General features: G+C 72.2%; 11 protein-coding genes. 5 read left to right on the plus strand and 6 right to left on the minus strand.

The annotated features are described in order from the left end of the window. Positions 1-4 precede the first annotated feature (4 nt). The 5 genes from ABT122_RS26760 to ABT122_RS26780 all read right to left on the minus strand — a co-directional run bounded on the left by ABT122_RS26760 (position 5) and on the right by ABT122_RS26780 (position 7,255). A complete protein-coding gene (locus tag ABT122_RS26760; RefSeq protein WP_351557377.1) occupies positions 5-1,075 on the minus strand; it encodes a glycosyl hydrolase in 1,071 nt (356 codons plus the stop codon). Next, complete coding sequence (locus ABT122_RS26765; protein WP_351557380.1) at positions 1,072-1,542, minus strand: hypothetical protein; 471 nt, start codon at positions 1,540-1,542, stop codon at positions 1,072-1,074. Before ABT122_RS26765 ends, ABT122_RS26760 begins: the two co-directional genes overlap by 4 nt. Then, positions 1,539-3,596, minus strand: coding sequence for a glycosyltransferase (locus ABT122_RS26770; protein ID WP_351557383.1), 2,058 nt, complete (start codon positions 3,594-3,596; stop codon positions 1,539-1,541). The genes ABT122_RS26765 and ABT122_RS26770 overlap by 4 nt, the downstream gene beginning before the upstream one ends. Positions 3,597-3,613: 17 nt before the next feature. Continuing rightward, entirely contained in the window at positions 3,614-5,857 is a 2,244-nt protein-coding gene (locus tag ABT122_RS26775) for a lipopolysaccharide biosynthesis protein (protein ID WP_351557386.1), read from the minus strand. Between the two features lie 459 nt (positions 5,858-6,316). After that, on the minus strand, positions 6,317-7,255 hold the full coding sequence (locus ABT122_RS26780; RefSeq protein WP_351557389.1) for an RNA polymerase sigma factor SigF: 939 nt from the start codon (positions 7,253-7,255) through the stop codon (positions 6,317-6,319). A gap of 340 nt (positions 7,256-7,595) precedes the next feature. On the opposite strand from ABT122_RS26780, the gene ABT122_RS26785 reads away from it, so the two are divergent. The 4 genes from ABT122_RS26785 (at position 7,596) to ABT122_RS26800 (ending at position 10,750) form a co-directional block, all read left to right on the plus strand. Beyond that, on the plus strand, positions 7,596-7,964 hold the full coding sequence (locus ABT122_RS26785) for an STAS domain-containing protein (protein WP_351557392.1): 369 nt from the start codon (positions 7,596-7,598) through the stop codon (positions 7,962-7,964). 276 nt (positions 7,965-8,240) lie between these two features. After that, a complete protein-coding gene (locus ABT122_RS26790; protein ID WP_351557395.1) occupies positions 8,241-8,735 on the plus strand; it encodes an ATP-binding protein in 495 nt (164 codons plus the stop codon). 282 nt (positions 8,736-9,017) lie between these two features. Beyond that, on the plus strand, positions 9,018-9,761 hold the full coding sequence (locus tag ABT122_RS26795; RefSeq protein ID WP_351557397.1) for a peptidase: 744 nt from the start codon (positions 9,018-9,020) through the stop codon (positions 9,759-9,761). 2 nt (positions 9,762-9,763) lie between these two features. Then, on the plus strand, positions 9,764-10,750 hold the full coding sequence (locus ABT122_RS26800; RefSeq protein ID WP_351557399.1) for a neocarzinostatin apoprotein domain-containing protein: 987 nt from the start codon (positions 9,764-9,766) through the stop codon (positions 10,748-10,750). A 98-nt stretch (positions 10,751-10,848) separates the two neighbouring features. Here the strand turns inward: ABT122_RS26800 and ABT122_RS26805 are convergent, their stop codons facing one another. After that, positions 10,849-12,348: a peptide MFS transporter gene (locus tag ABT122_RS26805; protein WP_351557401.1), complete on the minus strand. Its 1,500-nt coding sequence runs from the start codon at positions 12,346-12,348 to the stop codon at positions 10,849-10,851. A 496-nt stretch (positions 12,349-12,844) separates the two neighbouring features. On the opposite strand from ABT122_RS26805, the gene ABT122_RS26810 reads away from it, so the two are divergent. Then, positions 12,845-13,522: a response regulator transcription factor gene (locus tag ABT122_RS26810; RefSeq protein ID WP_347730218.1), complete on the plus strand. Its 678-nt coding sequence runs from the start codon at positions 12,845-12,847 to the stop codon at positions 13,520-13,522. Positions 13,523-14,053: the final 531 nt, after the last annotated feature.

Below are 14,053 nucleotides of genomic sequence, written 5' to 3' on the forward strand. Positions count from 1 at the left end.
GGACTCAGGGGCGCGGCTGGTGGAAGTACGGGTCCGAGACCGCCGTGCGCAGGCTGTCCCAGGACGTGTCCCGGGCCAGGGAGAGATCGCAGCCGGGCCCCTCGTCGCGCCAGTTCCACTGGAGCGCGGCCCGGACCCCGTCCAGCGACTTCACCACCCGGGGCACCTCGCGGTACCAGCCGGCCTGCCGCTCGGGGCGCTCCGGGTCGTCGGCGGTGCCGAACTCCGCGAGCATCAGGGGCTTCTCGTCGGAGATGTTCTTCCTGATCCACGCGTGGGACGCCCGCTGGGTCTCCTCGAAGCTCATCCACGCGGCGTCGTGGCAGCGGTAGTAGTTGTACTGGTTGTAGCCGATCCAGTCGACATACGCGTCGCCCGGGTACAGCTGCCGGAAGAGCTTGTTGTTGCCCTCGTACCCGGTGATGTTCCAGACCCAGACCACATTGGTCACGCCCAGCTTCCGGAACCGGTCGTGGATGTGCCGGTGGGCGGCGACGAACTCGGCCGGGGTGCCGTCCTCGGGCACCCGGTTGTCCATCTCCAGGTCGAAGGAGAGGAAGAGCGGCTTCCCGTACCGCTTGATCCGCTCGGCCTGGACATCGATGACGGTCCGGTCCAGCGCGCCCGAGGAGATCTGCGTCCACCGGGGCTGCTGCTCCCCGCTCCCGCCCCACCACTTGCTCTCCCAGGACAGCAGCAGCATCCGCTCCCGCCCCACCCGCTGCTCCTGCTCGCTGAGCAGGGTGCCCTCCACTCCGCCGGTGGACATGTCGTGGTACGCGTAGACGATGTCCAGCCGCCGTCCGGCGCGCTTCTCGTACGCGAGGACCTTCTCCTCCAGGTCGTGCTTCTGGTGCCGGACGTACGCGCCGAACCAGGCGCCGCACCGGGGCTCCAGCAGCCTGGTCGGCCGGCAGTCGGCCGCCGGGGCGGGGCGGGCGGCCGTGCCGTCCCCGTCCCCGGCGGAACGCTGGACGGCGACGGCGCCCGCGCCCACGAGGAGCGCTCCGGCGGTGGCCAGCGCCAGGAGCCAGGTCCTGCGCCGGGCGGGGCGACGGCGGGGTCCTTCCGTCATGGCGCCGAGCCCTCCGCCCGGTCGGCGGGAGCGGCCGGGGCCGGGGCCTGGGCCGCCCGGTGCCTGCCGCCCGACGACAGCTCCGGGCAGCAGGCGGCGAGCATCGCCAGCAGGGTGAGCAGCGCCAGCACCCGCAGCCCGCTGAACGCCCCGGCGGCGATCAGCGCCGTGGCGACGATGACGGTGGCGCTCAGGCTCAGCAGCACCATCAGCACCAGGCGCTCGATCCGGAGGGAGTCCCGTTCGAAGCCGCTGTCCCCGCTCTCCTCCGGCCCGACCGCGCGGTGCCGGCTGAGTGCGGGACCGCAGAGCCGCAGGAACGCCGCCCCCGGCCCCAGCAGCAGGAAGAGGACGACGGGCAGCACGCGCGGCGGCGAGGCGTCGGGCAGGGCGGTGGCGGCGATGGCCAGCCAGCCGGCGGCGGGCGGCAGCGCGCGGAGGACGAGCGCACGGCGGTCGGGGGTCATGAGCTTCTTTCCGATGAGCCGTCGGAGCTGGTGTCGGGACTGTCGCCGGAGCCGGAGGCCGAGTCCTTGCCGGAGGCGGAGTCCTTGCCGGAGCCGGAGCCGGAGGCCGAGTCCTTGCCGGAGGCGGAGTCCTTGCCGGGGGTGGAGCCTGCCGGGCCGGGCTGCCGCTTCAGCCGGAAGACCACCCCCGCGCTGTTGCGGGCCACCTCCTCGAAGAGCGGCGAATCCGCCACCGACCGCTCGATGTGCCGCAGTTGCGCGGCCCTGAGCATGCCGTTCATCTCCGAGTTGGCGATCTGTCCCCGGGTGAGCAGGAGATACCCGCGCGCGGGCGCCTTCACCCCGGCCATGTCCCGGGCGAGCCGGTCCGCCGGGTTCTTGAGGATCTTGTCCACATGGGTCTTGGCGTCGTCCAGGAACCAGTAGTGCCCCACGCGCCAGTACTCCTCGTAGGCGAGCGGGTAGTTGCGGTGCGCCGCGACCACCAGGGAGTCGTCCGGCGCCTGGTCGAAGAGGCGCTGGACGAGCTCGACCTCCTCGGGCGGGAAGTAGCTCAGCCGGTCCTTGCCCGAGTAGCTGGGCACGAAGAGCGCGGTCAGCACGGTCAGCACCACCACGGGCACCAGGAGGCGCATCGGCCCCGGGGCCTGCTTCGCCGCCCGCCGGGACCCCCGCCCGGCCGCCTCCGCGCGGGCCTGCGGGATCAGCGCGGCGGCGGCGAAGAAGCAGAGCGCGGGCAGCATGAACATCAGCACCCGGAAGATCATTTCGCTGCCGTAGTCATTGGCGACCGCCATCAGCAGCGGCACCCCGGCGAGCAGCAGCAGCGGCCGGGCCCGCCGGCGCAGCGGCCTGCCGCCGCGCAGCACCCCGATCACGGCGAGCAGCACCACACCCGCCGACAGCAGTCGCGCCGTCCAGGAGACCACCAGCGCCCCGGTGCCGGTCGGTGTCGCGCCGTACCCGGTCTCCAGATTGTCGGCGACCTTGCCGAAGTTGCTGATCATGTCGGGGACCGCTTCCCTGAGGAACGGCAGCGACGCGGTCAGGTTCCAGGCCAGGAAGACCAGGAGCAGCGCGATCAGCAGCGTCCAGTCGCGGTAGCGCCGCATCAGACAGAGCGCGGCGAGCCCCACCGCGAGCATCACCGGTGTGAGCTGGTGCGCGATGACGATCGCGGCGATCAGCGGTATCAGCAGCACGGTCCACACCACCTGCCGGGAGCGCCGGCCGGGGGCCGGGCGCTCGGCGCGCCGCAGGGCCACCGCGATGACCCCCAGATAGAGCGCGAAGGCCAGCGACTGGGGCGAGAAGTAGTCCTGTCCCACCCAGTTGCCGACGGAGAACAGCCAGACAGCGGTCCAGATCAGCCGCCGGTCCTGGGTGAAGGTGCGGTAGATCAGCAGCAGCGGCGCGAGCAGCAGCAGTGAGGAGAACAGCGGCCACCAGGCCATGAACGCCAGCGCGTTCTCCGCCCCCGTCAGCCGCACCAGCGCGGCCTGCGCCGCGAAGAAGCCGGGCCACTGGTCGTACACCGCCATGTCGCCCAGCTCCGCACCGCGCTGGAGCCGGCCCGCGGTCAGCAGATGCTCGATGACCGCGTCGTGCTTCCAGGCCCAGGCGTAGAGCGGCGTGGGATAGACGGCGGCGGCGGTCGCCCGCAGCATCACCAGCAGACCCGCGGTGTAGGCGAAGGACCACCAGTTGCCGCGCGCCGGGTCCCGGACACAGATCCAGAACCCGGCGGTCAGGGTCACCAGACCGATCCAGTAGACCGCCGGCAGTTCGGCGAACAGGCCGTAGTCGGTCAGATCGGAGACATCGGTGAGCGCCACCGCGACCGCCCACAGGACGAGCGCGGCGGCCAGCGGCGCGGCGAGCAGCAGAAAGCCGCGCCGCCGCGCCGGGTCGGCGAAGAGGTCACGCACCCCGGAGGGACCGGAGCCGCCCCCGGGAGGGCCGCCCGGGCCCGGCCGGTCCTCCCGGTGCCCGTCGGCGCTCCCCGCTTCGGGGAGCGCCAGGGGTCTCCCGGTCTCGATGGCTGGTTGTTGCACGCTTCACCCCAGGTGGCTCAGTTCCTCGACGGCGCGGTGCGCGCCTTGCGCGTCCGCGCGATGCGTATCCAGATGATGGCGAGCGCGGCGCAGGTGAGGGCCAGTTGCAGCGGCAGCGCGACCGGCGCCAGTGACCGCTGGAAGGCCCAGCCGCACACCGCGAGCAGCCAGAGTGCACCCCACTGCGCCGCGACCGGAAGCCCCGAGGCCCGGCCGATCGCGAGGGCCGCGACCAGGGCGAGCAGCTGACAGAGCGCCGGCAGCCAGCGCAGCAGCGGCTCGGTGCCGTCCAGCCCTCCGGCGGAGGCCAGGAACCGGGCCAGTGTGCCGTACCACGCGCCGTCCACCGGCTCCGGTTCCCAGCCGAGCGCCGCCGGGGAGGCGTGCAGCGCGGCGAAGGTGACCAGGGTGCCCGTGCCCAGCAGCCCGGTGCGCGGGCGCAGCAGCGACAGGGCCGCGCAGTGCACCACGATCAGCAGCACCCCCGCCGTGACGGTGACTGGCGGCAGCGCCCGGATCAGCCCGGTGCCCGACAGCCGGTCGAAGGCGATGTCCGGGGCGTACAGCAGCGGCACCCAGAACAGCGTCACGGAGATGCCGAGCAGCAGCCACAGGATGAGCGCCAGCCGGTTCTCGAAGGCCGCGTCGGCCTGTCCCTGTCCCTGTCCCTGCCCCTGCCCCTGTCCCTGCCCCTGTCCCGGCAGGGGTTCCGGCACCGGTTCGGGGCGGGCCGCGAGATAGACCGGGATGCCGAAGGCCGGGGTGGCGGTGTCGTTGTGCGCGCCGCGCAGATACGCGGTGTGCCGCGCCCAGTCCTCGCCGTACTCCTCGGCGTACTCCCGGGCCCTGACCTGCTCCCGCTCCCGCCGCTCGGCGGCCCTGCGGGCCCAGTCGGTGCCGTACTCGGTCTTCTTCCCGGGGCTCCGGTGGAAGAGGGCGGCCACCCGGGACGGCCTCGGTTCGCGGCTGGAGAGCGCCGAGCGCAGCCCGGGCGCGGAGACGAGGGCCACCAGCGTCATCGAGCCGAGCATCGCCCAGCCCGCGCCCGCGATCCCGGCCGGGCCCAGCAGCAGCGCGGCGCTGCCCAGCACCAGGGCGCACATCGTGCTCTGGAGCGCGGCGAGCATCCCCGTACGGCCCTGGACGCGCAGCACCCCGATGTACAGCTCGACCACCACGCGCGGCAGCGCGGCGGCGGCCAGCAGCCGCAGCACGGTGGTGCCGTTCTCGGCGTACTCCGGGCCGAACGGCGCCAGGATCTGCGGCGCGAAGATCACCAGCACCAGCACCACCGGCACCAGCAGCACCGCCATCCGGCGCAGCGCCCCGTGCACCCCGGCGGCCAGGGTCTCCGGGCTGTGCGAGGCGTGCGCGGTGAGCGAGGAGGCCATGTTGATGGCCATGAACTCCATCGTGCCGCCCACGGTGTAGGCGATGTAGAAGAAGCCGTTGTGGGCCGCGTCGAAGCGGACCGCGACCATCACCGGCAGCAGATTGATCATCGCCAGCGAGAAGAGCGAGCCGGCCGAGTCCCCGGCGAGGAAGCGGCCGATCTCCCGCATCCCCGGCGGTTCGCGGTCCCGGTCGGCGGCGGCCTGCCGGGGGATGAGCCTGCGGAAGATCAGCCAGGCCAGCGGCAGCACGGAGAGCGCCATGGCCGCGGCCCAGGAGACGAAGATGCCGAGCACGGGCAGGGTGGTCGCGAAGGCCGCGAGGAGCACCAGTTTGCCGACGGAGAAGACGGCGTTGCCCACCGGCACCCAGACGGCCTTGCGCAGCCCGGTGAGGACGCCGTCCTGGAGGGTCAGCAGCGCCCAGCCGATACAGGCGGCGATGAAGAACAGCCCCGGCCAGAGCCCGTCGAGCGGCTCGTAGGAGGAGCCCCACAGATCGAGGGTGAGCAGGAAGACGGTGGAGGCCAGGGCCACCACGAGGGAGCTGAACAGATAGGTCCGCCACACCAGGGGACCGGTGGCGCGCCCGGCGCGGGGCACATAGCGCACCACCGCGCCGATCATCGTGGTCGCGGTGATGGAGGCGAGCAGCCGCATGGCGGCGATGGCGGCGGAGCCCTCGCCGACGGACTCCTTGGTGTAGTAGCGGGCGGCGACCAGCCAGAAGCCGAGGCCCAGCGCGGCCGAGACACCGGTGGAGAGCATCAGGGCATAGGCGTTGCGGAACATGGAGTCGCCACTGGCGCCCTCGGCCCCGGCACCGCAGTCGGCCCCGCCCTCGGGGCCGTCCGCCTCCGCGCCGGTCACCTCGGTCCCGGCCCGCCGCGGCCCGGGGCCCGGCCCGCTCGCGGACCCCGGCCCCGGCCCCGCCTCACGTCCGGTGGCTCCGGCACCTCCAGTGGCTCCTGCGGCTCCGGTGGTCGTCGTCCTCCGCTCAGGCCCCGGCTCCGGGGCCGCCGGCCCGCGCAGCCGGATGGTGTCAGCCACCGGCCCGGCCCTGCGGGCGCTGGTGGCACGGGTCTTGTCGGAGCCCCGTTCGGCACGACGGTATGTACACGCGTTCTCTGCCCCTAGGCCGGCGCACCGCTCTTCTCGTGCCGTGCGCGCGGGTGGGCAGCCCTCCCCGCGCACCATTTTGTCCTCCCGCGGGCCCCGCGCTCAATGCGGCCCGGCCCGCCCGGCCCGCCAACCAAGCGGAAAGGCCCCCTCCGTGGCGGAAAGGGGCCCTGTCCCGGACGGCCGCGCGGCCCGGCGCTCACTGCCGGCTCACTCCTCGACGGTGAGCCCTTTCCGCAGCTTGGCCAGGGTGCGGGAGAGCAGCCGGGAGACATGCATCTGGGAGATTCCCAGCTCCTCGCCGATCTCCGACTGGGTGAGGCCGGCCACGAAACGGAGGGAGAGAATTTTACGGTCCCGTGGGGCGAGGCCCGCGATCAGCGGCTTGAGGGACTCGATGTACTCGATGCCCTCGATGCCGTGGTCCTCGTAGCCGATCCGGTCGGCGAGGGTCCCCTCGGAGTCGCCGTCGTCGCCCTCGGGGCGGGCGTCCAGCGAGCCCGCGGTGTAGGCGTTGCTCGCGGCCATCCCCTCGACGACCTCGTCCTCGGCGATACCCAGATGCCCGGCCAGCTCGGTGACGGTGGGGGCGCGGTCCAGCCGCTGGGACAGCTCGTCCGTGGCCCTGGCCAGTTCGAGCCGGAGCTCCTGGAGTCTGCGCGGCACCCGCACCGACCAGCTGGTGTCCCGGAAGAAGCGCTTGATCTCGCCGATGATCGTCGGCATGGCGAAGGTGGGGAACTCCACGCCGCGGCTGAGTTCGAAGCGGTCGATCGCCTTGATCAGACCGATGGTGCCGACCTGGATGATGTCGTCCATCGGCTCGCTGCGGGCCCGGAACCGGGCGGCGGCGAACTTGACCAGCGCGAGGTTGAGTTCCACGAGGGTGTTGCGGACGTACGCGTGGTCGTGGGTGCCCTCCTCCAGCAGCTCCAGCCGGGCGAAGAGGGTCTTCGAGAGGGCCCGGGCGTCCAGCGCGCCGATCTCCGCGAAGGGCGGGATCGCGGGAAGGGGCTCAAGGGCTTCGTCGAAGGGATCGTCGGGGGACTCGGCGAGAGTCTCCGGGCCCGGGAGTGAAACGGGGGACGCGGCGGTGACGGTGACGGTGGCGGCGTGGGCGGCGGGGGCGGGGTCCAGCCGGGGTGACATGGGTCTCCTCCATCGTTCTCGGCGTGCGGCAGCCGGTGCCATGTGTGCGCGCTGCGGTGAGCGGCGCCTCCAGAGCCGGTCGTGTGGTTGGCGTGTTCTGTCTGTTCTCCACCAGCCCTACCTGGTATCGGCGATTGGTTGCAAGTGGCATTTATCCTATATAGGGCTTTGGTGAGGGAGTTCCGCTGGCCTGTCGCCCCGGGGAAGGCGTAATGTTCGCCGGAAGTCACGGTTGAGGCCCCAGGGCCACCAGGGCACATGGCGACAGAATTGGTCACCCCGTGCGTGCCGTGACCGGAAATGTCACAGCGGATGTACGAGACGGTGAAGAGGGACGGGCATGGACCGCGCAACGGTCGGCAGCGCGAATCGTGGCCGGCTTCAGGTCGAGGTTCGGACCGAGGGCCGCAGTGAAGTGCTGAAACCGGCGGGTGAACTGGATTTCCACACCGCCGAATTGCTGAGCACCCCCCTGGAGGAGGCGCTCGCGCAAGGTCGTTCCCGGCTGGTGGTCGACTGCTCCGCACTGGAGTTCTGCGACTCGACCGGACTCAACGTCCTGCTGGCCGCCCGGCTGAAGGCGGAGGCCGCCGGAGGCGGCGTCCATCTGGCCGGGATGCTGCCGGTGGTGGCGCGGGTGCTGGAGATCACCGGGGCCGAGGCGGTCTTCACCGTCCACGACTCCCTGGACGAGGCCCTCGCGGGCTGACGGCCGGGGCCCGGTCCGGGAGACTTCCGGGGCTTCCGGGACGGGTGAGATTTTCCGCTGGGGGCGTAGTGAGTGTTGTCACCCCATGCCAGGGCAGGAGAACTGCCATGAGCCCGTGCGGAGGGCCGGAGGTCCGGCACTCTGATGTACGGGCGCGGGGGAGCGGTGCGCGTGGTGAATCGGGAGGCGGCAGTGCCGGACGGATGGCAGGGACGGCAGTGCGGCGGCGTTGTGTACATGGATGGCGAACTGGTGGATCGGTGAGGTGAAGCGCTGATGAGCACCACCCGGCCGCAGCAGCCGGGCGACCTCGGCCCCGAGCCGGACGATGTCGTCGCGGACGCTCCCTCCGGTGTGTCCGGAGGGGCGGTGCGGCGCATTGCCCTGGGCAGCGCCAGCGGCATCGTCCCCCTCGCCCGTGACTTCACCCGCCAGGCGCTGTACGACTGGGGCTGGCTGCCCGCGGCCACCGCCGACCGCAGAGCCGCGGCCGAGGATGTCCTGCTGGTCGTCTCCGAACTGGTCACCAACGCCTGTCTGCACGCCGAGGGCCCCGAGGAACTGACCGTGCGCTGCGAGAACAAGGTGCTGCGCCTGGAGGTCACCGACCGGGGCGCGGGCCAGCCCGCGCCCCGCACCCCGCACCGCGCGGGGCGGCCCGGTGGCCACGGCATGTTCATCGTCGAGCGGCTCTGCCTCGACTGGGGTGTCATCCGGGTGCCGGACGAGCCCGGAAAGACCGTGTGGGCGGAGCTGGCGGCGCCCGGATAGGGCCCGTTACCCCTTGTACGGGGGCGGGCGCGGCCGTGCGGGGCCGCGCCCGCCCCTTTTCCGTACGCCTCCGTGCCCCCTCCGTGCCCCTTTCCGGGGGTCCTCCCCCCGGGGCGGCGCGTCCGGGGGGAGGACCCCCGGACGCGCCGACTAGGCGCGCTCTCCGTCTTCCCTCTCCAGGTCTCCCGGCGTACCTTGAGCGCCCATCTGATGCCACGTCAGTAATCCCGGGCGGAGGCTTCGGACGGCAAGCGATGATCTCCGGCCTGAGGGGGCTCTGAGGTGAGATACCGGAAACGGACGGCTCTCCTGCTCGCGGCGGCGGTGACGGGCCCGGTGGTGCTGACCGCCGCCCCGGCCGCGCACGCCACCGTCGTCGATGTCGACTACAGGTGCCAGACCCCGATCGGGGTGAAGACCGCGGTCTCGCCGATCGACATCCGGGCCGTGAAGAGCGGCAGCTCGTACCAGCTGACGATGTCCTTCCGGAAGGGTGTCTCCTCCAGCCCGGTGGAGCTGGGCAAGGGGGCGATGAGTCCCAGCGCGAAGATCAGCCTGGGGGGCGCGGATTCGGGCACGGTCGCGGTGTCCGGGCCGGCGAACGCCGAGGCGATCCCCGCCAACACCGCCATCAAGATCAGCGATCTCTCCGGGACGTACACCCCGGGGAAGAGCGGGAAGGTCACGTTCACGGCCGGGGTGCTGACGATCAAGGCGCTCGGCACGACCACGACCTGCACGCCCCAGAACAGCCCGAAGCCGTCGCTGGAGCTGACGGTGACCGGCTCGGGTTCGGGCGGGTCGGACGGCTCCGGCTCCGGCGGCAGCGATTCGGGCGGTACGGATTCGGGCGGTACGGGTTCGGACGGCTCCGGCTCCGGCGGTACGGGCTCCGACGAGCTGCCCCGGACCGGCCCGCTGGACTCCGCGGTCGCGCTCGGCACGCTCGGCGGCACCGTGCTGCTCTCCGGGGCCGCCGGAGTGCTCTGGCTGACCAGGCGCGGCGGCCGGCGGACCACGGGCTGACGATGAGGGCGCCCCGCCTCCGCCTCCGTCCCCGCCTCCGCCTCCCGGGGGCGCCCCCGCGTCCGCCCGCCCCCCTGGGTCCCCCCGTCCTGCTCTGCCTGTGCGCCCTGCTGCTCCTGGTGGCCTGCGCGGGGCCCGCCCCGGCGGCGGAGAGCCCGCCCTCGGTCCGGCTCTCCGCCGAGCGGGCCGCCGAGGGCGAGGAGATCACCGTCAGCGGCGGCGGATGGCGGCCCCGGGCCCTGCTCACCCTGCTCATCTGCGGACAGAACATGATCGGCGGAACCAACAGCTGCGCCAACGCCCAGGGCCGCACGGTCACCACCGACAGCGCGGGCGGCTTCAGCGGAAAGCTCCCCGTCGCCGTGCCTCCCCGGCCCTGCCCCTGCGTCGTCCACGCGGCGGCCGTCACCGCCGACCGGGCCGCGGCGGACGCCCCCCTCACCGTCACCGGCCACCCCACCGCGCCGCTCCCGCGCCCCCCGGACGGAAAGCTCGCCGTGCTGACCGCCGCCCGCCTCGAAGGCGACTCCGGCGTCCTGGTCCTCTTCGGCGCCCCGCCCGCCCGGCGGCTCGTCCTCACCGTCGGCAACCTCGGCACCACCCCCGTGCGGGACCCCGTCTTCCGGATCGGCACCGCGCACGGCGTCTACGCGCCCCGGTGGGAGGAGCGGCGCTGGCGCGGCACGATCCAGCCCGGCCGCAGAGCCCTGGTCGCCCTGCCGGTGGAGCTGTCGGCGGGAGCCCACGGCGACTACGCCGTCTCGGTGCGGTACGGCGGCCGGACGCTCGTGTCGCGGCCCTGGGAGGTGCCCAGGCCCTGGGGGGTCACCGCGTTCTGGGTGCTGCTCGCCGTGGTCGTACCGGCGGCCCTGTTCCGTATCGGCATGGCCGCCGTCGACCGGGTGCGCCCCCGGACCCCCGCCCGCCCCGCTCCGGGCGCCCCGGGGGCGGCCCCGCCGAGGTCCGCCCCCGGGAGACCGGGGTGCTGACCGTACGGCCGCACGCAGGGAGAAGGGCCCGCCGCACCGGTACGGAACCGGTGCGGCGGGCCCTCGCCGGCCTCGGTGGCCTCGGGCTCGTGGAGCCGTCAGTTCACTCCGCCGAGGAGCGGCTTCACCTTCCGGCGCATCATGAAGATCGCGACACCCGCGAGGGCGGCGATCACACCCTGGCTGGCGAACCAGCCCTGGGTGTCGGTCGGCGCGCCGAGGAGCTGGAGCAGCGCGATCACCGAGTTGCCCGCGGTCAGCGCGAGGAACCAGACGCCCATCATCTGGGCGGCGTACTTCTGCGGGGCGAGCTTGGTGGTCAGCGACAGGCCGACCGGGGAGAGGCACAGCTCACCGACGGTCTGCATGAAGTAGACCGTGACCAGCCACATCGGGGAGACCTTGGCATCGCCGGCCGCGAGGCCCTGCGCCACCATCATCACGCCGAACGAGCCGCCGACCAGCACCAGCGCCAGGGCGAACTTGGAGAGCGTGCTCGGCTCCCTGTCGCGCTTGAAGAGCGCCACCCACAGCATCGCGAAGACCGGCGCGAGCGCCATCACGAAGAGCGGGTTCAGGGACTGGAACCAGGTCGTCGGGAACTCGAAGCCGAAGAGCGTGGGCTCGGTGTCGTTCTTCGCGAAGAGCGAGAGCACCGAACCGGTCTGGTCGTAGATCGCCCAGAACGCGGCGGCGGCGACGAAGAACCAGATGTACCCCGACATCCGGGCCCGCTCCAGCGTCGACAGGTCCTTGTCCCGCCTGATGCGGAACAGGTACCACGTCGGCAGCAGCAGACCGAGGATGGTCAGCGGCCACAGCACCCAGTCGACGGTGAACGCGCCCGAGAGACCGACGACCGCGTACGCGGCGACCGCGACGCCCAGCCAGATCAGCGCCTTCCGGACGAGCGCGGAGCGCTCCTCGGCGGTCAGCGGCGAGGGCACGACCCGGGACTCCTCGCTCAGATTGCGGAAGCCCAGGAAGTAGAAGACCAGACCGATCGCCATACCGACACCGGCCATCGCGAAGCCGAGGTGCCAGTCGACCTTCTGACCCACCCAGCCGATGGTGAGCGGGGCGAAGAAGGCACCGAGGTTGATGCCCATGTAGAAGATCGTGAAGCCGCCGTCGCGGCGGGGGTCGTTCTTGTCGGTGTAGAGCTGGCCGACCATCGTTGAGATATTGGCCTTGAGCAGGCCCGATCCCGCGGCGATGAACGCCAGGCCGATGAAGAACGAGACACTGGCGGGGACGGCCAGCAGGAAGTGGCCGGTCATGATGATCACGCCGGCGATGGCCGTCGCCTTGCGCGCGCCCCACACCCGGTCGCCCAGCCAGCCGCCCGGGAGGGCGAGCAGGTAGACCATGGCGTTGTAGACGGAGTAGATCGCGACCGCTGTCGCGTCCTTCATGCCGAGTCCACCGTCGGCCACATTCGTGGCCAGGTAGAGCACGAGCAGAGCCCGCATTCCGTAGAAGCTGTACCGCTCCCACATCTCGGTCATGAACAGATTGGCCAGGCCGCGGGGGTGGCCGAAGAAGGTCTTCTCGGCGGCGGCGGAGCCGGCCGAGTCCTTCGTCAGGCTTGACGCCATGGACGTTCCTTGCTGTCGGGACGCGCTGCTTCGGTGAGCGGGACGCGCCCGGTGGGGGTGACCGGCACCGGTACGGGAACTGCCCCACCCCACGCCCGGGAGGTTCGCTCCGGCACGGCCGGAGGCGGGAGGACAAGTCCGCAACGGGATCCACACCCCGGGGGCGACTTTGCGCCCGGGGCCCGGCCCACAGGTCATTCACTGTCTGCGGGCCCGGTATCTCCGGACCCGCGCACAGAAGAGACCCTTGGCTCGCCACCGCTGCCGACTGCTGGCTTGTTGCGCGGCAGGCCAAAGGTCTCCGTGTAGTGCTACAGGCGTACTCGACACCATACGACATGACAGTGTCGGATAAGGAAGGACTTGAGACACGGATCACAGGTGGCCGTGGAACCGTATGCCCCTAATCGAAGGTCGTAGTCATGATCGAACCCACGACTTACAGGGGTTGTGGATCATGCCCCGGTGTGAACGTCCCGCGGACTACCATCACTCCATGACCCGTGTACTGCTCGCCGAGGACGACGCTTCCATCTCCGAGCCGCTGGCCCGCGCACTGCGCCGGGAGGGGTACGAGGTCGAGGTGCGGGAGGACGGCCCGGCCGCGCTCGACGCGGGGCTCGCGGGCGGTGTCGATCTGGTGGTGCTGGATCTCGGCCTGCCGGGGATGGACGGCCTGGAGGTCGCGAGGAGACTCCGCGCCGAGGGCCACACGGTGCCGATCCTGGTGCTGACGGCCCGCGCCGACGAGGTCGACACCGTCGTCGGGCTCGACGCCGGGGCGGACGACTACGTGACCAAGCCCTTCCGCCTGGCGGAGCTGCTGGCCCGGGTGCGCGCCCTCCTCCGCCGCGGCGCGACCGAGCCGGCCCCGGCCCCGGCGACGCACGGGGTGCGGATCGACGTGGAGTCGCACCGGGCCTGGATGGGGGAGGAGGAGCTCCAGCTGACCGCGAAGGAGTTCGACCTGCTGCGGGTCCTGGTGCGGGACGCGGGCCGCGTGGTCACCCGCGATCAGCTGATGCGGGAGGTCTGGGACACGACGTGGTGGTCGTCCACCAAGACCCTCGACATGCACATCTCCTGGCTCCGCAAGAAACTCGGCGACGACGCGGCGAACCCCCGCTACATCGCGACGGTCCGCGGGGTCGGCTTCCGCTTCGAGAAGAGCTGACCCCCGCGGGGGGCCTGATCCACAGCCCCCCGCTCTGTTCCGTGCGGCCCCGGCGAACCCGGCCCTCGCGGTGGCCTGGGTGCCACCCTCCACCCGCCCTGCCCGGGGTGGTTCCGGGGCCTTGGGCAAACCCGGCTGGTCCGGCGTGCGGGGTCCATCCACCCAGCGCTTCCGGGGCCTTGGGCAAACCCGGCTGGTCCGGCGTGCGGGGTCCATCCACCCAGCGCTTCCGGGGCCTTGGGCAAACCCGGCTGGTCCAGCGCGTGCGGTCCATCCACCCAGCGCTTCCCAGGGGCCTGGGCAAACCCGGCCTCGCTGGTCTTTGAGCCGCACCACCTCAGCCTCGCCGGAATGTGAGCCGCATCCCCAGCCTCTCCGGCGGGCTGAGGCACGAATTCCAGCCCCGCCGGCGTTTGAGGCGCGGGGGTTGGGGGGCCGGCCCCCGACCGTGGCCCGCACCGTGCGGGGTCCTGTCGCACAGGGTCCGTCCTCCAACTCCCCCAGAACAGCAGTAAAGACTAGAACACGTCT

This window comes from Streptomyces sp. NPDC001985, assembly GCF_040296845.1.
Classification (GTDB): Bacteria; Actinomycetota; Actinomycetes; order Streptomycetales; family Streptomycetaceae; genus Streptomyces.